General features: G+C 67.9%; 18 protein-coding genes, 1 tRNA gene and 1 pseudogene. 9 read left to right on the top strand and 11 right to left on the bottom strand.

Annotated elements, in window-relative coordinates:
* Positions 1–36 precede the first annotated feature (36 nt).
* Complete coding sequence (locus BLW38_RS10485) at positions 37–1,065, bottom strand: DUF5787 family protein (protein WP_092817201.1); 1,029 nt, start codon at positions 1,063–1,065, stop codon at positions 37–39.
* Positions 1,066–1,189: 124 nt separating this feature from the next.
* Between BLW38_RS10485 and BLW38_RS10490 the strand changes: the two genes are divergently transcribed.
* Positions 1,190–2,116, top strand: a complete 927-nt coding sequence (locus tag BLW38_RS10490; RefSeq protein WP_092817202.1) for a DNA adenine methylase — start codon at positions 1,190–1,192, stop codon at positions 2,114–2,116.
* Positions 2,117–2,219: 103 nt separating this feature from the next.
* The gene (locus BLW38_RS10495) at positions 2,220–3,227 is read left to right on the top strand and encodes a DUF7544 domain-containing protein (RefSeq protein WP_092817203.1); all 1,008 of its coding nucleotides are present in this window, start codon (positions 2,220–2,222) and stop codon (positions 3,225–3,227) included.
* 423 nt (positions 3,228–3,650) lie between these two features.
* Here the strand turns inward: BLW38_RS10495 and BLW38_RS10500 are convergent.
* The 5 genes and pseudogenes from BLW38_RS10500 to BLW38_RS10520 all read right to left on the bottom strand — a co-directional run.
* Positions 3,651–3,722 (bottom strand) — tRNA-Gly (locus BLW38_RS10500).
* 34 nt (positions 3,723–3,756) lie between these two features.
* Positions 3,757–4,509: a class I SAM-dependent methyltransferase gene (locus BLW38_RS10505; protein ID WP_092817256.1), complete on the bottom strand. Its 753-nt coding sequence runs from the start codon at positions 4,507–4,509 to the stop codon at positions 3,757–3,759.
* 123 nt (positions 4,510–4,632) lie between these two features.
* The gene (locus tag BLW38_RS10510; protein ID WP_245710160.1) at positions 4,633–5,445 is read right to left on the bottom strand and encodes a hypothetical protein; all 813 of its coding nucleotides are present in this window, start codon (positions 5,443–5,445) and stop codon (positions 4,633–4,635) included.
* Positions 5,446–5,598: 153 nt separating this feature from the next.
* Positions 5,599–7,008, bottom strand: coding sequence for an arginine/ornithine antiporter ArcD (arcD, locus tag BLW38_RS10515; protein ID WP_092817204.1), 1,410 nt, complete (start codon positions 7,006–7,008; stop codon positions 5,599–5,601).
* A gap of 114 nt (positions 7,009–7,122) precedes the next feature.
* A pseudogene (locus BLW38_RS10520) lies at positions 7,123–7,413 on the bottom strand (DUF5779 family protein); the annotation flags it as partial.
* A 121-nt stretch (positions 7,414–7,534) separates the two neighbouring features.
* Between BLW38_RS10520 and BLW38_RS10525 the strand changes: the two are divergent.
* The 7 genes from BLW38_RS10525 to BLW38_RS10555 all read left to right on the top strand — a co-directional run bounded on the left by BLW38_RS10525 (position 7,535) and on the right by BLW38_RS10555 (position 16,009).
* Positions 7,535–8,746 carry a LeuA family protein gene (locus BLW38_RS10525; protein ID WP_394327080.1) on the top strand — a complete coding sequence of 404 codons (1,212 nt, stop codon included), beginning with the start codon at positions 7,535–7,537 and terminating at the stop codon, positions 8,744–8,746.
* A gap of 352 nt (positions 8,747–9,098) precedes the next feature.
* Positions 9,099–10,970, top strand: a complete 1,872-nt coding sequence (gene ilvB, locus BLW38_RS10530; RefSeq protein ID WP_092817207.1) for a biosynthetic-type acetolactate synthase large subunit — start codon at positions 9,099–9,101, stop codon at positions 10,968–10,970.
* Positions 10,971–11,056: 86 nt separating this feature from the next.
* Positions 11,057–11,722, top strand: coding sequence for an acetolactate synthase small subunit (gene ilvN / locus BLW38_RS10535; protein ID WP_245710165.1), 666 nt, complete (start codon positions 11,057–11,059; stop codon positions 11,720–11,722).
* A gap of 61 nt (positions 11,723–11,783) precedes the next feature.
* Positions 11,784–12,836: a ketol-acid reductoisomerase gene (ilvC, locus tag BLW38_RS10540; RefSeq protein ID WP_092817209.1), complete on the top strand. Its 1,053-nt coding sequence runs from the start codon at positions 11,784–11,786 to the stop codon at positions 12,834–12,836.
* 39 nt (positions 12,837–12,875) lie between these two features.
* Complete coding sequence (gene leuC / locus BLW38_RS10545; RefSeq protein ID WP_092817210.1) at positions 12,876–14,297, top strand: 3-isopropylmalate dehydratase large subunit; 1,422 nt, start codon at positions 12,876–12,878, stop codon at positions 14,295–14,297.
* Positions 14,294–14,998 carry a 3-isopropylmalate dehydratase small subunit gene (gene leuD / locus BLW38_RS10550; protein ID WP_092817211.1) on the top strand — a complete coding sequence of 235 codons (705 nt, stop codon included), beginning with the start codon at positions 14,294–14,296 and terminating at the stop codon, positions 14,996–14,998. The genes leuC and leuD overlap by 4 nt, the downstream gene beginning before the upstream one ends.
* A complete protein-coding gene (locus BLW38_RS10555; RefSeq protein WP_092817212.1) occupies positions 14,999–16,009 on the top strand; it encodes an isocitrate/isopropylmalate dehydrogenase family protein in 1,011 nt (336 codons plus the stop codon). It begins immediately after the preceding gene.
* Positions 16,010–16,203: 194 nt separating this feature from the next.
* Here BLW38_RS10555 and BLW38_RS10560 read toward each other — a convergent pair whose 3' ends face one another.
* From BLW38_RS10560 to BLW38_RS10580, 5 genes are all read right to left on the bottom strand, one after another.
* Entirely contained in the window at positions 16,204–18,771 is a 2,568-nt protein-coding gene (locus tag BLW38_RS10560) for a DUF2309 domain-containing protein (RefSeq protein WP_092817213.1), read from the bottom strand.
* On the bottom strand, positions 18,761–20,248 hold the full coding sequence (locus BLW38_RS10565; RefSeq protein ID WP_092817258.1) for a proton-conducting transporter transmembrane domain-containing protein: 1,488 nt from the start codon (positions 20,246–20,248) through the stop codon (positions 18,761–18,763). Before BLW38_RS10565 ends, BLW38_RS10560 begins: the two co-directional genes overlap by 11 nt.
* 260 nt (positions 20,249–20,508) lie before the next feature.
* Positions 20,509–21,006 (bottom strand): Lrp/AsnC family transcriptional regulator, encoded by a 498-nt coding sequence (locus BLW38_RS10570; RefSeq protein ID WP_092817214.1) that lies wholly within the window; start codon positions 21,004–21,006, stop codon positions 20,509–20,511.
* Between the two features lie 136 nt (positions 21,007–21,142).
* Positions 21,143–22,345 (bottom strand): MFS transporter, encoded by a 1,203-nt coding sequence (locus BLW38_RS10575; protein WP_092817215.1) that lies wholly within the window; start codon positions 22,343–22,345, stop codon positions 21,143–21,145.
* Between the two features lie 96 nt (positions 22,346–22,441).
* Complete coding sequence (locus BLW38_RS10580; RefSeq protein WP_092817216.1) at positions 22,442–22,657, bottom strand: PLDc N-terminal domain-containing protein; 216 nt, start codon at positions 22,655–22,657, stop codon at positions 22,442–22,444.
* Positions 22,658–22,679 lie beyond the last annotated feature (22 nt).

Genomic DNA, 22,679 nt, shown 5'->3' on the forward strand with positions numbered 1-22,679 from the left:
CATCGACTGCCCCCCGTCATCGCCGGACGACTCACGTCACCGCCGAAGCGTTCGGTACCGGGCCCGATCACGCCGGCGCTCGAGCAGTCGCGTGATCCCCTTACCGGGACCCCCCTCGATCGGCCACCCCTGCGTGCGCCAGGCGGGCGGCTCCGGCGAGAAGGAGGCACAGGACCCCGAACACTCGCGGGCGGTGGGACACCGCCCCTTCGCGGCGCAATCGGGACGCATCGCCTCGCCCGCGTGCGCCAACCGGAAGTGGCGACAGTCGGGCCGCATCGTGTCGTGGAACGAGCGCCAGCCCCGACCGTAGACGCGCTCGGCGAGGACGAGCCGGCGGGTCTCGCGGTCGGGATCGGTGGGGCCACTACCACTCCCATCACCACTTTCACCACCAGCCGCCCGCAGGTCGCTCGGGAGCCACGCGACCGTCCCCGAGTCGGGATCGACGCCCGTCTCGAAGTCGGTCAGGACGATGCCGGCCTCGATCGGGATCTCGCGTCTGAGGGCCGGCTCGAGCCGCGATCCGGTCGCCTCGGTCGCGAGCCAGGTCTCGTCGAGGAGTCCGGCGTCGACGTCGTACGCGAGCTGGTCGGCGAGCGCAGCCGCGGCGCTCGCGTCGAGGTCCGGCTTGTTCTCGATCGCGACGACCCGGCGGACCCAGTCGGGGTACGGTCGCTTCCGCCGGATCTCGATCCGGCCGCCGCCGGCGCTCCCGCTCGCGCGCTCGTCGATCAGTCCTCGGTCGGCCGCCCGGTGGATCGCCTCGCGGACGTAGCGCCATGGATACTCGGGCTCCGGGAGCGCGTCCCGGTACCACTCCCAATCGGCCGGCGCCTCGCGCACGATCTCGAGCAGTTCGCGATCGATCTCCCGGTCGCCGAAGGTCCGGCGTTGACGGAGGCCGTCCGGATCCACCTCGACGACGACGGTGTCCCACCGACGCTTCCGGGTGCCGACCTGCCGGCCGACGATCACGGGCGTCGGATCCCCCGCCGGGCGCCAGGCCAGCTCGGCCCACCGGCAGACGAGCAGCTCGTAGCCGAACTCGGCGTCTAGAACCACACCGTGAGTGAGTGCCCGCACCGACAAAACGGTACGGTCGCGGGCCGGACGTCGCGGGCCGGACGTCGCGAGCCGGCGCCGAGGCGTTTATGCGTGCGGCCCGAGGAGTACCCCGGGAACACGAATGGCGAAGCCTGTGTTGAAGTGGGCCGGCGGGAAGCGGCAACTCCTCGAGGCGATCTACCGGCGGTTCCCGATCGACTACGACCGGTATCACGAGCCCTTCTTCGGCGGCGGCGCGGTCTTCTTCGACCTCGAGCCCGCGGACGCGACGATCAACGATACGAACCCGCGCCTCGTCAACTTCTACGAACACGTCCGGGATGAGCCGGAGGCGCTGATCGATCGCTTGGAGTCGTTCGAGGATCCGGACTCCGATCCGGATCCGGATCTGGCGTTCGCCGAGGAGACGTCGACGGGACGGGACGTCGAGAACTACTACTACCAGCAGCGCGCCCGGTTCAACAGGCGACCGTACGGCCACGACGTCGACGAACTCGAGGAGGCGGCGCTGTTGGCCTACCTCAACCGGACCTGCTACAACGGGCTCTATCGCGAGAACGCCGACGGCGGGTTCAACGTGCCGATCGGCCGGTACGCCGACCCCGACTGGGTACAGGCCGACCGCATCCGTGCGGCCAGCCGTGCCCTGCAGGGAGCGACGATCCACAACCGTGACTTCGAGTACGTCCGGGAGGTCGCGGACGCGGGCGATCTGGTCTACGTCGATCCCCCTTACGAGCCGATGAGTCCGACCGCGAACTTCACCGACTACAGCGCGGACGGGTTCGACCGCGAGGACCAGGAACGGCTGGTCGACCTCGTCACGGAGCTGGACGACGCTGGCGTCTCGGTCGTCGTCTCGAACAGCGGCGTGACCCGCGATCGCTACGTCGAGGCGGGCCTCGACGTCGATCTCGAGGGCGCGACCCGAGCGATCAACAGCGACGCGAGCAACCGTGACGAGGTCGACGAGATCGTCGCGACGACCGTCCCCGACGAGAAGCGACGCGGGGCGACCCAGACCGGCTTGGGCGAGTTCTCGGGGTGACCGACCCAACCCCGGACCAGCCCGGACCGGACCAGCCCGGATCGACGCGACGCCGCGACCGCGTCGCCGGAACGCCTAAGTCGGTGTCACCGTACCGTCACGTATGGTCCTCCATGCCCTCCAGGACGTCGATGACGCCCTCGAGGCGACCCGATCGTTCCTGTTCCCGCTTCGACTCGGTCGCTGGCTCAAACTCGCTCTGATCGCCTTTTTCGTCGGCGGGGGGACAAGTATGCCCACCGTACAGATTCCGGGCGGCACGAGTAGTCCCTCGGACCCTGGAACGTCGCCGTCGACCGGCGACATCCCAACGTCGATCCCGGACGACGTGCTCCCGTTGCTCGTCGCCGGGCTCGCCGCAGTGGTCGTGATCTGGCTCGTACTCGGTGCCGTGAGCGCGACGATGGAGTTCCTTCTCGTCGAGTCGCTCCGCCAGCGACGCGTCGCGCTGCGGGAGTACTGGGGCGCGCGATGGAGACAGGGGCTCCGCCTGTTCGGGTTTCGGGTCCTGATCGGGCTGCCGGTCGTGGCGCTGTTCATTGGCTGGATCGCGCTCTTCGTCGCCCCCTTGATGGGGTTTGCCGACCCGATGATCGCGTTTCCGGCGTTCCTGATCGGGCTCGCCGCCCTGGCCGTTATCGGGGTTCTGTTCACCGTCGTGGATACCCTGACGACCGTCTTCGTGGTTCCGATTATGGTGATCCAGGATGCGGGCGTGCTGGCGGCCTGGCGGCGCCTGTGGGCATCGATACGGGTCGCCTGGAAGCAGTACCTCGTCTACCTCCTGGTGGCCGGACTGCTCGGGATCGCGGCCAGCCTGCTCGCGACGATCGGCGTCGGGGTCGTCGCGCTCGCGTTCCTGATTCCGGTCGCCGTCCTCGCGTTCGCGGTCCAGGCGACCCTCACGTTCGCCTCCACCGTGGGCGGCGCGATTCTGGCCGTCCTCGTCGTCGCCTACCTCGCGGCGGTGTTCGTGGTCTGGCTGCTCGCACAGGCCGCGATCGTGACGTATCTCCGGTACTACGCGCTGTTCGTGCTCGGCGACGTCGAGCCGTCGTTGGACCTCATCCCGAACCAGCGCGCCGCAGTTCGGAATCCGCCGGTCGCGTAGCCGATCGACTCACGTCGCTCCGGTCCGCCGGCGTGACGCCGGAGTTACCGATCGCCGGCCGAGATCTTTGCTGTGCGCGACTGATAGGGTTCAAACCCCTTGGCGCGTTCTCCCACACGGACTCACTCGTCGCTGTCGCTCCTCGTTCGTAGTTGTGGGAGGATGCGCCGGCCGGGAGTCCCGTGAGCGAAGCGAACGGGACATCGGGTGGGGAACGACCGGAGGGAGTTCCCCGGCCGGCATTTGAACCGGAGGAAGACGGTCTGGGAGTGCGGCGCGAAGCGCCGTTCCGGGCTGCGGCTTGCAGGATCCAAATCCCTCTTACGATGTCTCTCACTTCGTTCGCGAAATGCGCCGGCCGGGATCCCCGCGAGCATCGCGAGCGGGGGTACGGGCGGCGCACGACTGACCGAAGGGAAGGAGTGCGCCGGCCGGGATTTGAACCCGGGTCGTTGGCTTGGAAGGCCAAAGTCATACCAGCTAGACCACCGGCGCGCATCTATCCGAAATCACCGGTGGAATAAGGACCTTACTCTTTCGAGGCGCTCCCGGGCTCGAGACGCACCGTCACGTAGCAGTTCCCGCTCGAGACCTCGAACGACTCGATCGACAGATCGCTCGCCGCCAGATCGGTTCGGAAACCCGCCGGCGTATAAACGTGGTAAAACCGCGGCACCCGCTCCCCGCCTGGCAGCGTCCAGTCGACGGTCGTGTCGAACCCGATCGGGGTTCCCTCCTCGTCGGTGACGGCTCGCACGTCCGCGTCGGCGACTGGATCGACGTCGGCGAAGCGGTCATGGGCGGCGCTCCAGGTGCTCACGAGCGCGACGCCCCCCGGGTCGAGCACACGTGCGAGTTCGTTCAGGCTCCGGATGCGCCGGCGGCGGGGCCGCAGATGATGGATCGTCGCCACGTAGATCCCGAGGTCCGCGGTACCCGTCGTGACCGGCAGCGCCGCGGCGTCGCCCTGCAGGAACGACGCGTCGATCCCGCGATCCTCAGCGCGCGTGCAGGCCTCCCGAAGGAGCCCCCGGCTCGCGTCGACGCCGAGGGCCGTCTCGGCGCGATCGGCGAGGAGTTCGGTATGCCGACCGTTTCCACAGCCGACGTCGATCGCCCGTACTGCAGTCCGGTCGGCGAGAAAGGACTCGACCTCCGGCCAGGCGTACTCGCGCGTCTTCGAGAAGTGGGTCGCGATCCGGTCGTAGGTCGCGATCGGGTCGTGATCGGTGAGCGCCGGGGGATCCCCCCGTCCGGCGCCGCCGGCCGTCTCATCGCCCATCGCCATCACGTCCAAGCCGAACGAGCATACCGGCGTTCCGGGCGCCGAGTTCAAATCCTCTCCGGGACGGAGACGGAGCGAGACCGCCGATTCGCCCGATGGTCCGGGCGCTGCACCCGCAGATCACGACCCGATGACCGCCCGCAGCGCGTTCAGGTACGCGGAGGGGGCACGCCGCCGTGCGCCGGCGAGCGTGTCGGCGAGGCGGTCGCCCGCGTGTTCGTGGATCCCCTCGCCGTGGCCGACGAGGATGCGGTCCGGATCCAGCCCGCGGAGGGGCTTCCGCGGCGGAAACGGACGGAGGGCCGGATGGACGCCGAGGCCTTCGCCCGCCGCGAGAAAGAGGCCGTTCGTGCCGACCGCCTCTGGGACGATCAGGGTCGACCCGTCGAAGAGCGCGACCTCCTGCCAGGGCGGCATCGAGGTGTTCTTCACGCGGATCGCCTCGAAACCGGTGTCCGCGAGTCGGGGGCCGAACCGTTCGACCGGCGCGTCCAGTTCTGCGGCGACGCCAGTCATCCACTCCGGGATCCAGACGGCGACGTCGTGGCGCGTCGCGACCGCGGCGGCGTCGCGCTTGTGCCGGTCGAGACAACACACGACGCCCGCCACGTCACCGAGGTCAGCGAGGAGGGCGTCCAGCCGATCGGCGCCGTCTTCCCCCGGCGGATCGACCGGGTCGATCACCCAGACGTCGGGGACGCCCCCGGTCCCGTCGTCATCTCGAGCCTCCTCGTTCGCGATCGCGATCGCGTGGCTCGCGCGCTGCATCGGCTCGTCCGGATACGCCACCCACCCGATCCCGTCGGCGAACCGATCGATCACGTGGAGGCCGTGGCTGGCGTCGTCGTCGGTGCTGTTGTCGTCAGTGACATCGTCAGTGGCATCGTCGTCAGTGGCATCGTCGTTTGTGGCGTCGCCGTCGGAGTCACTCATCGTTCCGGATACGGCTCCGAGACGCTTAAAAGTCGGTTCGAACGACGCGATCGAACGATCCCGGCCGCCCGACTGGGTCCGACTGGGTCCGGCTGATACGACTGGGCCCGACTGGGCTGGGCTCGACTGCTCCGACTGCCTCCGGTCAGGCGGCTACTCCCGGTAGGCGATCTGCCAGCCCGTGATACCCATCACGATCAGTACGAGCGGCGAGAGGAAGCCGAAGAAGTAGAACGGGGCGTACTCGAGCGTCGCGACGCCGAGCGTTCCCGCCATGAACAGGCCCCCGCTGCTCCAGGGGATCAGCGCGCTGGTGGTGGTTCCCGAGGCCTCGATCGCCCGCGAGAGGTTCGTCGTCTTCAGTCCCTGCTCGGCGTAGAGGTTCTCGAGGGTCATTCCGGGCACGACGATGCTCACGTACTGCTCGGCCGCCAGCGCGTTCATCGAGATCGCGGAGAGGGCGGTGACGCCGGTCAGGCTACCCACACCGCGAACGAGCCGACCCAGGTGGTGTGCCAGCACCGCGAGGACGCCGGCTCGTTCGAGCATCCCGCCCAGCGAGAGGGCGGCGACCGCGATCGTGACGATCCACGCGCCGCCGATCAGCCCGCCGCTTGCGAGCAGTTCGTTCACGAGCGCCATCCCCGTCTCCGGGGCCGTCCCGGACTGCGCCGTTGCCCACGCCGCGCCGAACCCGGTTCCCTGCACGGCCATCGACGTGAACACGCCCGCGAAGACGCCCGTCCCCAGGGTCGGCAACGCGGGAATTCCGTATACCGCGAGCCCGAAGGTGACGACGAGCGGGAGGAACACGACCGGGGAGACGACGTACGTGCTCTCGATCGCCGTCTGGATCTCGGTGATGCGGCCGGCCGGAATGTCGCCGCCGGCGCGCAGTCCGAGCACGATGTACAGCAGGACCGACAGACCGAACGCGGCCAGCGTTCCCGCGCGCATCGCGTTGATGTGGTCGTAGAGATCGGTGTTGGTGACCGCGGCGGCGAGGTTGGTCGTGTCCGACAGCGGTGACTGCTTGTCGCCGGTGTAGGCCCCAGTGAGGATGGCGCCCGCGGTCATCGGCGCAGGGATGCCGAGCCCGGACCCGATCCCGATGAGCGCGACGCCGAGCGTGCCGGCGGTCGTCCACGAGGAGCCGACGGCGAAGGAGACGACGGCGGCGAGGATCGCCGAGACGGGCAGAAAGACCGTCGACGTGAACAGGTCCAACCCGTAGTACATCAGGCTCGGGATCGTCCCGGCATCGATCCACGACGCGATGAGCGCGTAGACCGTGAACATGATGAGGATCACCTTCATCCCCATCAGGAGGCTGCTCGAGACCCCCTCATAGAGGTCCGCCCACGAGAGCCCGAGGTGATAGCGGGCGAACAGGCCGGTGAAGGCGATCCCCCAGAACAGCGGGAACTGCGGGTCGAGTTCGAACGCGACGATGCCGACGCTGAGAAAGAGGATCATCCCGGCGATCGGAACGAGCGCCGCCGCGAGCGACGGGCGCTCCTCCGGCGCGAGCTCCTCGTAGAGACGGGGCTCGAAGTCTACCATCGGTTCACGTCGTCGTCAGCGCGCTCCGGTACAATTACCTTTTCAGTCACGCCCGGTTCGCGAGGGAGTCACACTCAGTCGACTCCATTCGTTCTACCGGGGGACCCGTCGTTACTCGTTCAGCCGCTCGGAGTCGATCGCGACGTCGGGTGGGGTGACGACGAGGAAGCCGCGGAAATGCATCAGCTCGCCGTCCATATCTCGGATCTCGCGGGCGAAGCCGGCAGCGAGCTCGTTCAGGTCGCCCTCGATCGACAACACCAGGGTGTTGCCGTATTCGACGTGGCGGACCCACTCGGCGGGGTCCGTTGACCCGTCGAGAACCCCGAGGACCACGTCGCCGCGGGCGTCGATCTCCTCGAGTTGGTCCTCCGCGTGTCTGAGGTCGAGATCCCAATCGCTCATACCCTGACCTCCACGCGTGACTTAAAAAGGATTCCCCCATCGCGACGGCCAATGGGGATCGCAGCCGTCGCGAAAGGCTTTAATAGGGTGACGGCCTCAAGTCGAAACGCGATGACACAACATACGGAGGCTTCGTCGGACACCCCGGCGGATCGAGTTCTTCCAGGGCACGATAGCTTCTAATATCGATATCGGTCCTGTTCGAATTTTCGACACGACGTTACGAGACGGTGAACAGTCACCACGCACGTCCTTCAGTTACGACGAGAAACGACGCATAGCGTCCACGCTGGACGCGATGGGGACCCACGTCATCGAGGCTGGCTTCCCGGTCAACTCCGAGGCGGAGTTCGAGGCCGTCAGCGACATCGCGGCCGCGACCGACGCCACGGTCTGTGGGCTGGCACGCGTCGTCGACAAGGACGTGGAAGCAGCGATCGACTCGGGCGCGGAGATGGTCCACGTGTTCGTCTCCACGAGCGACGTCCAGCTCGAGGACTCGATGCACGCGACCCGCGAGGACGCGGTCGAGCGCGCCGTCAACAGCGTTCGCCGCGTCAAGGAGGCGGGCGTGGAGTGTATGTTCTCGCCGATGGACGCCACGCGCACCGACCCCGAGTTCCTGATCGAGATCGTCGAGGCGGTCTCGGAGGCCGGCGTCGACTGGATCAACATCCCGGACACCTGCGGGGTCGGCACGCCGACCGCGTTCGGGAAGACGGTGAAGGCGGTCGTCGAGGCCACCGACGCGCGCGTCGACGTCCACACCCACGACGACTTCGGGCTGGCGACGGCCAACGCGCTGGCCGGCTTCGAGAACGGCGCCCACCAGGCGCAGGTCTCGGTCAACGGCATCGGCGAGCGCGCCGGCAACGCCGCCTACGAGGAGGTCGTGATGGCCGCCGAGTCGGTCTACGGCGTCGACACCGGGATCGACACGACCAAGATCATCGAGCTGGCCCGGATCGTCGAGGACGCCTCGGACATCCCGGTGCCGGCGAACAAGCCCGTGGTCGGACGCAACGCGTTCTCCCACGAATCCGGAATCCACGCCGCCGGCGTCATCGAGAACGCCGACACCTTCGAACCCGGCGTGATGACCCCGGAGATGGTCGGAGCCGAACGCGAGTTCGTGCTCGGGAAACACACGGGAACCCACGCGGTGCGGAAACACCTGAATGAGGCCGGCTTCGACCCGACGGACGCCGAGGTCCGGACGGTTACGAAGCGGATCAAAAAGCAGGGCGCGAACAAGCGGCGCGTCACGGCTGGCGACGTCGAGCGGTTCGCGGAGGAGGAGGGTATCGAACGGCACGAGGAGGTCACGGTCTGATGACCCCCGCCGTGTCGGCGTTCGCTCGGCAGCGACAGCCTCGCTCGAACCGCCATCGAGACAGATTTATGGTGGTTCGGCGACATCGCTCAAGTGATGCGCCGACACGGCATCCGACCACCGCGGCTTCGCGACCTCGAGACGCTCGCGAGCCGCCGGCTCGGAACGTTCCGTGTCACGCCGATCGTAGGGGCATAAGCCCCGTCTATCCCATCCTTCTTCCGACTCGACGCACCGTTTCGACGACCGGATCGACCGGCCCGACCGAACCGGTCGGACCGACCGACCATACCACCCCGATCCGGTCGCCCGATTCCGACCACCACACGGCACCACCGACACGACACCAGCAATGACCACTCGAGACGAACCGACCGACAGCGAGGAGACGGCCGCAGCCACTGGCTCGGCCGACGCAGGCGAACCGACACACGAACCACCGTCCGATGCCGCAACCGACGGCGGCACCGCTGCCGCGGAGGCGGACGCCGCCGAGGAGACCACGGAGGCAGCCGCGACGCGCACCCCAACGACCGGCGCCGAGTCGGTCATCGCCGCCCTCGAAGCGGCCGGCGCCGAGACGGCCTTCGGCGTGCAAGGCGGGGCGATCATGCCCGTCTACGACGCGCTGTACGCCTCCTCGGTCCATCACGTGACGATGGCCCACGAGCAGGGCGCCGCCCACGCCGCCGACGCCTACGGCGTCGTCTCCGGGGAAACCGGCGTCTGCCTGGCCACGTCCGGCCCGGGCGCGACGAACCTGGTCACCGGCATCGCCGACGCCTCGATGGACTCGGACGCGCTGTTGGCGTTGACCGGACAGGTTCCGACCGAACTCGTCGGCAACGACGCGTTCCAGGAGACCGACACCATCGGCGTCACCGCACCGGTGACGAAACACAACTACTTCGCGAGCGGGACCGACACCGTCGGCGATACCGTCGGCGAGGCGTTCGCTTACGCCGAGACCGGCCGACCGGGGCCGACGCTCGTCGATCTGCCGAAGGACGTCACCCTCGGAGAGACCGACCGCACCCCGAAACCCCCGGAGCCGCCGGCCGGTGCAGAGGTCGATCCCGAAGCTGATCCGGACGCAGTCGAGCGTGCCGCACGCGTGATCGAGGATGCCGAACGGCCCCTGTGCCTGTTCGGCGGCGGCGTCATCAAGAGCGACGCCGCCGACCAGGCTTGCCGGTTCGCCCACGATCACGGCATCCCCGTGACGACCACGATGCCCGGGATCGGGTCGTTCCCCGAGAACGACCCGCTCTCGCTGTCGTGGGCGGGGATGCACGGCACCGGCTACGCGAACATGGCGATCACCCACACCGACTGTCTTATCGCGGTCGGGACGCGCTTCGACGACCGGCTGACCGGCGGGATCGAGACGTTCGCGCCGGAGGCCGAGGTCATCCACATCGACATCGACCCGGCCGAGATCTCGAAGAACGTCCACGCCGACCACCCGCTGATCGGCGATGCGGGGTCGGTCCTTGAACAGCTGATCGCCGCGATCGACGACGACCCCGACGCGGAGGCGTGGCGCGACCGGTGTGCCGACTGGAAGGAGGAGTACCCGATGACCTACGCGATGCCCGAGGACGAGCCGCTCAAGCCGCAGTTCGTCGTCGAGGCGTTCGACGAGGCGACCGACGACGACACGATCGTCACCACGGGCGTCGGGCAACACCAGATGTGGGCCGCCCAGTTCTGGACGTACACGGAGCCACGCACGTGGGTCTCCTCGCACGGGCTGGGAACGATGGGCTATGGCGTTCCCGCCGCGGTCGGCGCGCGTCTGGCGGCCGACACCGCCGGCGACACCGACCGCGACGTGGTCTGTTTCGACGGCGACGGCTCCTTCCTGATGACTATCCAGGAGCTGTCGGTCGCGGTGCGTGAGGACCTGGACATCACGTTCGCGGTCCTCAACAACGAGTACATCGGGATGGTTCGCCAGTGGCAGGACGCCTTCTTCGAGGGCCGGCACATGGCCTCGGAGTACGAGTGGATGCCCGAGTTCGACAAGCTCGCCGAGGCGTTCGGCGCGAAGGGGTGGGCCGTCTCCGAGTACGATGCGGTCGCCGACACGATCGAGGCGGCGCTGGCCTACGACGGGCCGTCGGTGATCGACTTCCGCATCGACCCCGCCGAGAACGTCTACCCGATGGTGCCGAGCGGCGGCGCGAACGGGAAGTTCGCCCTCTCGGAGGAGCAACTATGAGCGGCGCGGACGACCCGACGCCGAACAAGCCGGACCCCGGATCGACCCATCGGGACACCCGCGGGAAGAACGCGGACAGGCCCGGAATGCCCGGACCAGCACCGGAGGAGCGGCCCCATCCGGAGGGTCGACGAAACAGCCAGGGTATCCGCATCGATCCCGCCGTCGAGGCGGAACACGAGCCGCGGCGGGCGACGATCTCCGCGCTCGTCGAGGACGAGCCCGGGGTGCTCTCGCGCGTTTCCGGGCTCGTCTCGCGGCGCCAGTTCAACATCGAGAGCCTGACGGTCGGCCCGACCACAGTCGAGGGTCATTCCCGGATCACGATGGTCGTCGAGGAATCGGATCCCGGCATCGACCAGATCGAGAAACAGCTGGCGAAGCTGAAGCCCGTCATCTCCGTGGGTGAACTCCACGATGACGCGGTCTCGGCCGAGCTTGTCCTGTTGAAGGTTCGTGGCGAGGAGCCGGACAAGGTCCACGCGATCACGGAGATGTACGGCGGCCAGACGCTCGATGCCGGCCCGCGGACGATCACCGTCCAGCTGACCGGCGACGAGCAGAAGATCGACGACGCGATCGACGCCTTCGAGCAGTTCGGCATCATCGAGATCGCCCGGACGGGCCAGACGGCCCTCTCACGCGGCGACACGCAGACGGTTCCGGGCGAGGAGCCCGGCACCTCGGGCGAACCGACCAGCCACGCGACGGACGTGGGTGAAACCACACAGCAACCCTATCACGATCCGTGACGAGCGGGTCGCGACACGATCCGTAACCATAACCACACGCGACGACAGCGATCAACACACAATGACGAACGACACACCCTTCGACTCGAACGTATATTACGAGGACGACGCCGACACGGCCCAGATCCTCGAGAAGACCGTCGCCGTGCTCGGCTACGGCTCCCAGGGCCACGCACACGCACAGAACCTCGCTGAAAGCGGCGTTGACGTTGTGGTCGGCCTGCGTGAGGATTCCTCCTCGCGATCCGCCGCCGAGGCGGACGGACTCGACGTCGAGACGCCGGCCGAGGCGGTCGCGCAGGCCGACGTCGTCTCCGTGCTGGTCCCGGATACGGTCCAGCCCGACGTCTACGAGAACGCGATCGAGCCTAACCTCGACCCCGGCGATACGCTCCAGTTCGCTCACGGGTTCAACATCCACTACAACCAGATCCGACCGCCCGAGGACGTCGACGTGACGATGGTCGCGCCGAAGTCACCGGGCCATCTGGTCCGCCGGAACTACGAGAACGACGAGGGCACGCCCGGCCTGCTTGCGGTCTATCAGGACACGACCGGAACGGCCACCGAGGAGGCGCTCGCGTACGCGGCAACGATCGGCTGTGCGCGCGCCGGCGTCGTCGAGACGACGTTCCGCGAGGAGACCGAGACTGACCTCTTTGGCGAGCAGGCCGTCCTCTGTGGCGGCGTCACCTCGCTGGTGAAACAGGCCTACGAGACGCTCGTGGAGGCGGGCTACTCCCCGGAGATGGCCTACTTCGAGTGTCTCAACGAGCTGAAGCTCATCGTCGACCTGATGTACGAGGGTGGGCTCGGCGAGATGTGGGACTCCGTCTCCGACACCGCCGAATACGGCGGGCTCACGCAGGGCGACGTCGTCGTCGACGAGCACGCCCGCGAGAACATGGAGCAGGTCCTCGAGCAGGTTCAGGACGGCACCTTCGCCCGCGAGTGGATCGCGGAGAACCAGGCCGGTCGACCGTCCTACACGCAGTTGCGCGAGGCCGAACGGACTCACGAGATCGAACAGGTCGGCGAGGAGCTGCGGGCGCTGTTCGCGTGGGCCGAAGAGGAGGCCGACGAGGAGACGGAGGCAGTGACCGCTGATGACTGAGCGGACGACCGACCCCCGACGGACCGAGGTGACTGCCGTATGAGCGACGGAACGCTCTACGACAAGGTGTGGGACCGCCACAAGGTGACGGAGCTGCCGACCGGACAGGACCAGCTGTTCGTCGGCCTCCACCTCGTCCACGAGGTCACGAGCCCGCAGGCGTTCGGGATGTTGCGCGAGCGGGACACGCCGGTCGCGTTCCCCGAGCGCACGCACGCGACCGTCGACCACATCGTCCCGACCGGCAACCGCGATCGGCCCTTCGCCGACGACGCGGCGGAGACGATGATGGCGGAGCTCGAGGAGAACGTCCGCGACGCGGGCATCGAGTTCTCCGATCCGGACTCGGGGAACCAGGGGATCGTCCACGTCATCGGCCCCGAGCAGGGACTCACCCAGCCCGGAATGACGATCGTCTGCGGCGACTCCCACACATCGACACACGGCGCCTTCGGCGCGCTGGCGTTCGGGATCGGGACCTCCCAGATCCGCGACGTTCTCGCGACCGGCTGCGTCGCGATGGAGAAGCAGAAGGTCCGGAAGATCGAGGTCACCGGCGAGCTCGGCGACCACGTCACCGCAAAGGACGTCATCCTGACGATCATCCGGAAACTGGGCACCGACGGCGGCGTCGGCTACGTCTACGAGTACGCCGGCGAAGCCATCGAGGACCTCGGGATGGAGGGTCGGATGTCGATCTGCAACATGTCGATCGAGGGCGGCGCCCGCGCGGGTTACGTCAACCCCGACGAGACCACCTACGAGTGGCTGCGCGAGACGGACGCCTTCGCCGACGACCCCGAGCGGTTCGCGGAGCTCAGATCCTACTGGGAGTCGATCGCCAGCGACGATGACGCCGAATACGACGACGTCGTCACGATCGACGGCTCCGAGATCGAACCGACCGTCACGTGGGGAACCACCCCTGGACAGGGCGTCGGCGTCACTGAGCCGATCCCGGCCCCGGAGGACCTGCCGGCCGACAAGCAGGACACCGCGCGGCGCGCCCAGAAGCACATGGGTGTCGAGCCCGGCGAGACGATGGAGGGCTACGAGATCGACGTCGCCTTCCTCGGCTCGTGTACGAACGCCCGGCTGAAGGACCTGCGGGAAGCGGCCGCGTTCGTGACGGGCCGCGAGGTCGACGACGACGTGCGCGCGATGGTCGTTCCCGGCAGCCAACGCGTCCAGCGGGCCGCCGAGGCGGAGGGTCTCGACGAGGTCTTCACCGAGGCCGGATTCGAGTGGCGCGAGCCCGGCTGTTCGATGTGTCTCGGGATGAACGACGACCAGCTGCAGGGTGACGAGGCCAGCGCGTCCTCCTCGAACCGCAACTTCGTCGGCCGACAGGGCTCGAAGGACGGTCGGACCGTCCTGATGAGCCCGACGATGGTCGCGGCGGCGGCGGTGACCGGCGAGGTCACCGACGTCCGCGAGATGGAGGAGGTGGTGTCGGTATGAGCGGATCCGACGCCGACGTCGACCACGAGAGCTTCGCCGAGGGCGAGGCGCCCGCCGAGAAGGTGACGGACGTGTCCGGAACCGGCATCCCGGTTCGGGGCAACGACATCGATACCGACCAGATAATCCCGGCCCGGTTTATGAAGGTCGTCACCTTCGACGGGCTGGGGCAGTTCGCCTTCTTCGACCAGCGGTTCGACGACGAGGACAACGAGAAGGACCACCCGTTCAACGAGGAGCAGTACCAGGGCGCGAACGTCCTGGTGGTCAACGCCAACTTCGGCTGCGGCTCCTCGCGTGAACACGCCCCCCAGGCGCTGATGCGCTGGGGGATCGACGCGATCGTCGGCGAGTCGTTCGCCGAGATCTTCGCGGGCAACTGCCTGGCGCTCGGCATTCCGACGGTGACCGCCGACACCGAGTCGATCGAGGCGCTACAGGACTACGTCGCGGCCAACCCCGACGCGGAGCTGCACGTCGACGTCGAGAACGAGCGCGTCGCGTACGACGACGAGGCGATCGACGCCACCGTCAACGACGCCCAGCGGAAGGCGCTCGTCGAGGGCGTCTGGGACACGACGGCGCTGATGGGCGCCAACGCGAGCGCGGTTCGCGAGACCGCACGATCGCTACCGTACGTGCCCGAGGAGGACGTTCCCGCCGCCGATGGCGGACACGACCGCCCGACGGGGGACGACTGAATGAGCGAGGAGATCGTCGTCATCGAAGGCGACGGGATCGGCCAGGAAGTGATCCCTGCCGCCGTCGAGGTGCTCGACGTGGTCGCGGAGACGTCGGACGCCGTCGATCCGTTCGAGTACGTCGAGGCCGACGCGGGCGACGCCGTGGCTGCCGAGACCGGCGAGGCGCTCCCCGAGGAGACCTACGAGCTGGCGGCGAACGCGGACGCGACGCTGTTCGGCGCGGCGGGCGAGACGGCGGCCGACGTCATCCTCCCGCTTCGGGAGGCCGTCAGCTCGTTCGTGAACGTGCGACCGGCGCGCGCATACCCGGGCGTCGACGCGGTGCGGCCGGAGACGGACGTCGTCTTCCTCCGTGAGAACACCGAGGGCGTCTACGCGGGCCACGAGGACCGGCTCTCGGAGGACCTCTCGACGCTCACGCGCGTGGTCACGGGGTCCGCCTCGCGGCGGTTGGCGGAGTACGCCTGCGAGTTCGTCGCCGACGGGCGCGGCCCGGACCACCGGGACGGGTTCACCGTCGCGCACAAGGCGAACGTGATGCGCGAGACCGACGGCCGGTTCCGCGAGGAAGTCCTCGCGGTCGCCGAGGAACACGGGGTAGAGGCCGACGAGGAGCTGATGGACGCCTTCGCGACCAAGCTCCCGCTTGACCCGAGCCAGTACGGAGTCGTCGTCTGTCCGAACCTGGCGGGTGACGTGCTCTCGGATCTGGCGGCCGGACTGGTCGGCGGGCTGGGGCTGCTCCCGTCGGCGAACGTCGGGGCCGACAACGGCCTCTTCGAGCCGGTTCACGGCAGCGCGCCCGACATCGCCGGCGAGGGGATCGCGAACCCGACCGCCGCGATCCTGTCGGCCGCGATGCTGCTGGAACACCTCGGATACACGGCGGACGCCGACCGCGTCCGCGCGAGCGTCGAATCGGTGCTCGCGGACGGCCCGCGGACCGGCGATCTCGGCGGTGCCGCGAGCACGACCGAGATGACCGACGCGATCGTCGACGGGTTGTAGTCGGCCCGTCGCCACCGCTGCCGACCGACCGTTCTCGACGTGATCACGTGCGCGGTCACTCTGACGCTGACGCGGTCATCGGTTCCGAGCAGAGCGGCCGCCGTTCCGAGACGACGCGTGAATGTCCAAGACGAGGAGTTCGACCAGTGACGCCGTCGATCGGTTCGCGGGTTCCGCCACGCGGACGATGACCGTTAGTCGCTCGCGGTGACGTGGGCGACCGGCTCCGTCCGTGAGTCTCGGGGACCTTCGGACGCCGGTATCCACTTCAGGTCCGCGTCGTAGTGGAACGCGCGGTGGTCCCGTGTCGGATCGACGACCGTCAGCGAGAGCCAGTCGTTGTCCAGCAGTTCGGCCACGTCCTCGTTCGCGGCCAGGACGGCAGTGACGCGGTCGACCGGCGCGTGAACGACCGTCGAGAGGCGGAGCGGCTGGTGGTGCGGTTCGTCGTCTGCGGCACGCAGCGACTGCAGCGGGAGGCCGGTCATCAGGTCGCCCCCGTTGCCCTGATAGACGCCGACGTTTCCGACGGGGTTCTGGGTGATCTTCGACCCGCCGCCGTAGACGGCGTTGTCGACCGTCGAGAAGTAGTACTGGGCGTTGATCCACTGGGTGACGACCAGCGGTCCGGTGACGATCGCCTCGAGCGCGTCCCCGTCGGGGTCGGTCGACCAGTCGTACGAGTGGAGGAACGCGCGGCCATCGAGGTTGACGTCGCTCGTCAGGTCTCGTGGCCCGATGACGAAGCCGGCGTTGCCGGCCAGCCCCCACTCCGGACGCGTCTCGGCCCAGTCGGCGGCGCGGCGTTCGGTCTCGCTCACCGACGTCGCGGCGTCGTCGCCGGCGCCCATCGACGCGACGCGCTCGGCGGCCGCGTTCTCGCGTGCGACCGCGAGGTCAGCGCGCAACCGCTCGAGATCGGCGGCGTGACTCTCGGGAACGTCACCGTCGTACAGCTCGATCTCGTCGGTCGTCGTGTTGTGTTGCCCGGCGAGGAAGACGGTGTCGTCCGGAACGTCGTAGCCACGGTCGCGAAGCGCGGCCCTGACGTCGTCATCGTTGCAGATCATCGCGAGGACGCGGGCGTTCGGCCCGCCGGGATTGCCGGCACAGGCGCCACAGTCGAGGCTCGCCTCGTAGGGATTGTTGGCGGTCTCGCTGGCGTGGCCCGTGAAGACGACGAGGCGACCGAACCGGTCCCAGCCCATCAACTCGAAGGCGGCGGCCGCGTACTCGACCTTCTCCTCGGCCGTCATTCCCACCGGGAGATCGCTGCTGTGGTCGTCGGTGTCGGCGGTGGTGTCGCCGGCCGCACCGACGCCGATGTCCCCAGTGTCGACGAGCGGCTCACAGAACTCGTGATCGTCCGGAACGGTTTCGTCGGCCGTCTCGAACAGGTCGCGGACGCGCCCGGGGACGAGCGTCCGGGCCGCAAGCGAGAGGCCGTAGCCGCTGCCGGCGGTCTCGACGTAGCCGTAGGCGGTGGCGGCGTTGGCCTCCAGGATCTCGATCACCTCGTCGGCGGCAGCGCGGAGCCCCGACAGGCGGTCGTGCCGTGCCCGGGTGGCGTCGTCGGCCGGCAGATCGGCGACGTGGTGCTGTGGATCGACGATCGGCGGGCAGGAGTCGACCGAAACGTCGGCATCGTAGGCCCGGTACTCCATCGGAATCCCGAAGAAGCCGGCGTAGCCGTGGGTCTCGTAATCGCCCGTCGCCTCGATGTGGCGACGGATAATCTCCGAGCGGGTGTCGATGCAGAAGACCAGCTGTGCGTCCGGGCGGTCCGCTGTGTCCGGGTGGTCCGCTGTGTCCGGGTGGTCCGTGGTTCCGTCGTCGGCCGCCGATCGGTCCGCTCCGTCCTCGGCCATCGACCGACTCCCCTCGGCGACCGTCTCGACGAGCTCGCCGCGGTAGGTGGCCTCCCAGGCACGGAGGAACGCCCGGGCGAGTTCGTCGGCCGGATGTCGCTCGTCCACGTCGGTCGAGGGCTCGATGTCGGCGTCGACGGCATCAAGCAGCGCCAGCCGCGCCGCGAGGTATTCCGCAAGCGAGATCGGGTATTTCGACTGCCAGACGTCCGCGTCCGCGGCGCGCTGCTTGATGAGGCCGGTCCAGCCCGGCAACGCGGCCAGCTGTTCCTCGAAGATGGACTCCCACCGACGTTGTGAGTACGGCTCAAGGACCGTCTCGATGGTCTCGATCGGCGTCTCGGGCATGTCGGTTACGACCCCCGCGTCGGGGACGTCGCCGTCGTATGCAACCATTTCACGGAAGGCGGCGTAGAACCCCGCTTCGCGGTTCGGCATCGACCAGTGGGCGACACCCTCCTCGAGGAAGGCCGACAGCCACTTCGTCAACACCCGATCGACGTGGTCCGTGGCCGTTTCCGTGTCAGCCGCCGTGGCATTGGCGCTGGTGTCGGAACCGATGTCGGTAGCCACGATCGCCGCGTCCCCGTCAGTGGCGTCAGCCATCCGGTCGAGCAGCGTCTGAGGGTCGCCCTCATAGCCCGCCTCGGCGAGTTCGGCGTCGAGTTTCTCCGGGTCTATCTGGCCGCGGTTCAGCGCCGTTTCGAACGTCTCGGCGTTGGGGTAGCCGCGGCCGCCGAACAGAGCGGCTGCCCGCCCGACCGCCTCGTCGAACGGCCGGTCCTCGAACCCGGAAAGCGGGTTGGCCGTCACGAACGAGTGGATCGGCCAGCGGGAGCCGACGGCGGTCGCTGCCTCGTCGATCGCGTCGTGGATGGTGGCGTTAGTACTCATTGTAGTCCTCCGTGGACGTCAGGACGGTGTCCGCCGACGGTTGGGTCGCGTTCAGGAGCGCCACGTAGAGGCGCCGACTGCGTTCGTGGATCCCGGTCTCGATGGCGACATAGATGCCGACGAAGCCGACGACGATGACGCCGTGGATGGGGGTCAACGCGGTCGTCGCCGTCGGAACCGTCAGAAGCCCCGTGACTCCCTTATAAACCACGGCGTAGACGACGATCGCCGGGAAGAAGACCGCGGGGACGGCGACGTAGCGGGCCGTCGCCGACAGCGAGGTGTGCTGGATGGCGCTGCGAGCCGCGTGGAGCGTCGTGAACACCACGAAGACGGTCAGGAGGAGGCCGCTGTCGACGCTCGTCCCCTTCCCCGTCAACGCCGCGAACACCGCCCCACCGGTGAAGCCGGTGAGCACCGCCACGATGGCGCCGACGGCGCTCGTGGTGCCCCCGACCGTATGCTCGGTGGTCCCGGTCGGGCGGGTGCGTTCGACCTGTTCGCCCGAGCTGAGGAACTGGTAGGCCTTGTAGAAGCCGTGGAGGATGAGGTGGGTGATCGCGGCCCCGAAGAAGCCGAGGCCGACCTGCATAATCATGAATCCCATCTGGCCGACCGTCGAACAGCCGAGTTTGCTCTTGACGTCCGTCTGGACGGACTTCAGGAGTTTCCCGCCGATGGCGCTGGCTCCGCCGACGGCGACCACCGCGAGTAGAAACGTCGGGTCGACCGTGATGACCGGGGCGAAACGAGTCAACAGGATCCCGCCCGCGTTGACGAACCCGGCGTGCATCAGCGCCGACGCCGGCGTCGGCGCGGTCATCGAGGAGAGCATCCAGGTGTGGAACGGGACGAGTGCTGACTGGATCATCGCCGCAAGCACGAGCGCGCCGGCGGCGAGTAGCCACACGGGGCCACCGAGCGTGTCGGCAGCCGTGCCGATCCCGGAGACCGTCGTCTCACCGGTCGCCCACCACAGCGTCACCAGAGCGATCCCGAGGATCGCGCTGCTGGCGAGAAAGTACCTGCGGGCGACTGCCGCCGCCGCCCGTGCCTGCTTCCAGCCACGGATGGTCCCGATGAGCGCCGCCATCAGCATCCCCATCGCCAGCCAGAGCAGTCCGAACAGGACGATATGGTCGGCCGCGACCAGCCCCAGCACGGCGACCGTGAAGCCGAACGTCGTGAGGAAAAACGTCGTTTCGTGGACGCTCCCGGCCAGATAGCGGCGTGAGTAGCTGTGGACGATCCCGCTGAAGAAGGTGACGACGACCCACATCAGGGTGGTCAGTCCGTCGACGGCGATCACGCCGGCGATCTCCCAGACGCCACCGACCCGGAGCCGGATACCAAGTACGGTGATGCTTGCCACGAACAGCGTCCATACGACCCACGTTACGACGGCGGGGACGGTCGACGATCCCGGCGTCGAGTCCGGAAGCGCGCCGATCGTCGGTTTCGAATCGTTTCCTGACATCGTTCGGTCCATCACACGACCATCCCGGCAACCGTACCGATCCCGGCGTCCGTTTCTGGTCGTCTCTATCCGATAGCAAGAACAGATTGTGCATTAAATCTGTCTATATTCACAGATGGTTCGTGAGTTATGAATTATAGAACATTATGTTTATCTTGTCCCCTCGACTCGTCTCGGGTCCCTGTCCCGTCGGACTCGACTCCGGTCGGCACCTCGATCGTCACCGATCAGCACCTCGATCGTCACTCGTCCGATTCGCCCTATTCGTTCGGTTCTCCGCCGTCACTCGTCCGTTTTTCCGGGTCGAACCGACCGAACGGCGTCGTCTCGTGGGTCCGCACGAGGACCTCGTCGGCGACGGTGAGCCCCATATCCAGGAGTTCCTGCGCGACGGGCGTGATGTCGTCGTCGGATTCGCCGACGACCGTGACGAGGAGGTTCTGCTCACCGGTGACCAACTCCTGGACCGAAACGACGCCGTCGATCGCCAGCACATCCGCGATGAGGTCGCCGCGGTCGGGTATCGACGCGGTACAGTAGATCAACATCCGGAGCGGATATCCGGATTTCTGGTAGTCGACGCTGGCGCTGTATCCCTTGATCACGTCCTCCGACTCGAGCCGCTGAATGCGCTTGCGGACGGTGCTGTCCGAGGTGTCGGTCCGTTCCGCGATGTCTCCGGACGACATGTTTCGGGCATCCTCCTGTAGCGCGTACAGGATCGCCCTGTCGACGTCGTCGATGTCCCCGTCAGTCATACCCACGTATCGACGACACAGCCACTTTACCTTTGTACGTTGCTCGGGGGCGACCGCTACCACCGACCCACCACCGACTGGCCGCCATCACCGACCCACCGATCGACCGCCACCGCTGAGCGGCCGCCACCATCGATCACTCGTCCGGAAGCCGGAGCGTGAGGAGGACGACGAGAGCCATGATCGCCGCCAACAGCAGGTAGCCCTCGTTGAAGAAACCCCGATCGGCGATGGCGCCGAAGGCGACCGGGCCGGCGGCACCGAGGGTGGCCGCCGACGTGCGAACGACGCCGAGGCCGGTCCCGCGGATCTCCTGGGGGATCGCGTCCGAGAGGAACGACTGGGTGATGGCGCCCGACCCGAGCATCGTGCTGACGAGCGCGGTGATCCCGGCCAGCGCCCAAAACCCCTCGACGACGGGGAGCAACGCCAGCCCCGCGATCGGGCCCACGAGCACGGCGACAAGCGATCGGCGGATCCCGATCCGGTCGTAGGCAGCGCCGGCGAGGGGTTTCACGAGGACACCGACCGCGAAGAACCCGCTGAAGAGCAGTCCTGCCGTCGTCGAGGAGAGCTCCTTCTCGTCGACGAGATAGGTGGGATAGAGCCCGGTGAACGACTGCCAGATCAGGATATACAAAAAGAGGATGAACGCCACGAAGGCCATATTCGACCGTCGCAACTCGGCGAGAACGTGCCGTGCGTGATCGGCCGAGAGGGTTTCCCCGGTGGTACCGGTCGATCGTTGGGCCGGGAGGACGACCCACAGGGCGATCGCGGCGACGAGCAGCAGCGGCACGAGGAACCCGAGGCCGGCCTGCCAGGCGATCGCCGCCGCGAGCGCGCCTGCGATGGGTGGCAGCACCGTCTGTCCGAGGTCGCCGGTTGCCATCGTCACCCCGAGCGCGCTACCGATACGGTCGGGATAGATCTTCGACAGGATCGTAATACGCGCGATCGGGTACAGCGACTGACCGACGCCGACCAGTCCGGTCGCGAGGAACAACACGGCCGCGGTGGGTGCGGCGATCACGGCACATAGCGCGAGTGCGACGACGGCCGCGCCGACCGCCATCACGAGGCGCTCGCTGTAGCGGTCGGCGAGGACGCCGCCCGGCAGCTGGCCGAGCGCCGACCCCAACCACAGGACCGTCACCAGCAAGCCGGCGACCGTGAGGCTGAGGTCGAACGACGACCGGAGGTACGGCAACAACACCGGGTAGATCATCCGTGCGCCGAGCAGCATTCCCCACCCACCGGCCACGGTGGCCAGGATCGGTCCTCGACCGTTCGCCCGGAGACTGCCGATCTCGCCGCGGAGGGATCCGACTGGACCCATTGGGTGGGCTCCGGTACGGAAGGGTCACACAAACTGGTTCCGTCTCGTCAATCTCCATCGTCGTTTCCGAACTGACCGTCCGACCGTCCCGTCCGGCTAGACCAGATCGCGGCCGAGAAGGAGGTACAACACGATCCCGAGGAGAGGCGCGAAGAAGATCACGATCGCCCACAGGAACGCGGGGTGGCTGCTGTTTCGTTGGGCGTCCGAATACGTCCAGACGATCAACCCGATCTGGACGGCGAGCATCAGCAATCCGAACAGGAACACGATCGCCATCGCTCCCTCTTGGAGGAGGATGCTGGAGGGCATACGTCGTCGATGTGTGGCGGGG

The organism is Halopenitus malekzadehii, assembly GCF_900108505.1.
GTDB lineage: Archaea > Halobacteriota > Halobacteria > Halobacteriales > Haloferacaceae > Halopenitus > Halopenitus malekzadehii.

Excerpts from the sequence above, each read along its gene's own strand:
- BLW38_RS10490 (WP_092817202.1), top strand. The coding sequence starts at position 1,190 with ATGGCGAAGCCTGTGTTGAAGTGGGCCGGCGGGAAGCGGCAACTCCTC.
- BLW38_RS10495 (WP_092817203.1), top strand. The coding sequence starts at position 2,220 with ATGGTCCTCCATGCCCTCCAGGACGTCGATGACGCCCTCGAGGCGACC.
- BLW38_RS10505 (WP_092817256.1), bottom strand. The coding sequence starts at position 4,509 with ATGGGCGATGAGACGGCCGGCGGCGCCGGACGGGGGGATCCCCCGGCG.
- BLW38_RS10510 (WP_245710160.1), bottom strand. The coding sequence starts at position 5,445 with ATGAGTGACTCCGACGGCGACGCCACAAACGACGATGCCACTGACGAC.
- arcD (WP_092817204.1), bottom strand. The coding sequence starts at position 7,008 with ATGGTAGACTTCGAGCCCCGTCTCTACGAGGAGCTCGCGCCGGAGGAG.
- ilvB (WP_092817207.1), top strand. The coding sequence starts at position 9,099 with ATGACCACTCGAGACGAACCGACCGACAGCGAGGAGACGGCCGCAGCC.
- ilvN (WP_245710165.1), top strand. The coding sequence starts at position 11,057 with ATGCCCGGACCAGCACCGGAGGAGCGGCCCCATCCGGAGGGTCGACGA.
- ilvC (WP_092817209.1), top strand. The coding sequence starts at position 11,784 with ATGACGAACGACACACCCTTCGACTCGAACGTATATTACGAGGACGAC.
- leuC (WP_092817210.1), top strand. The coding sequence starts at position 12,876 with ATGAGCGACGGAACGCTCTACGACAAGGTGTGGGACCGCCACAAGGTG.
- leuD (WP_092817211.1), top strand. The coding sequence starts at position 14,294 with ATGAGCGGATCCGACGCCGACGTCGACCACGAGAGCTTCGCCGAGGGC.
- BLW38_RS10555 (WP_092817212.1), top strand. The coding sequence starts at position 14,999 with ATGAGCGAGGAGATCGTCGTCATCGAAGGCGACGGGATCGGCCAGGAA.
- BLW38_RS10560 (WP_092817213.1), bottom strand. The coding sequence starts at position 18,771 with ATGAGTACTAACGCCACCATCCACGACGCGATCGACGAGGCAGCGACC.
- BLW38_RS10565 (WP_092817258.1), bottom strand. The coding sequence starts at position 20,248 with ATGTCAGGAAACGATTCGAAACCGACGATCGGCGCGCTTCCGGACTCG.
- BLW38_RS10570 (WP_092817214.1), bottom strand. The coding sequence starts at position 21,006 with ATGACTGACGGGGACATCGACGACGTCGACAGGGCGATCCTGTACGCG.
- BLW38_RS10575 (WP_092817215.1), bottom strand. The coding sequence starts at position 22,345 with ATGGGTCCAGTCGGATCCCTCCGCGGCGAGATCGGCAGTCTCCGGGCG.
- BLW38_RS10580 (WP_092817216.1), bottom strand. The coding sequence starts at position 22,657 with ATGCCCTCCAGCATCCTCCTCCAAGAGGGAGCGATGGCGATCGTGTTC.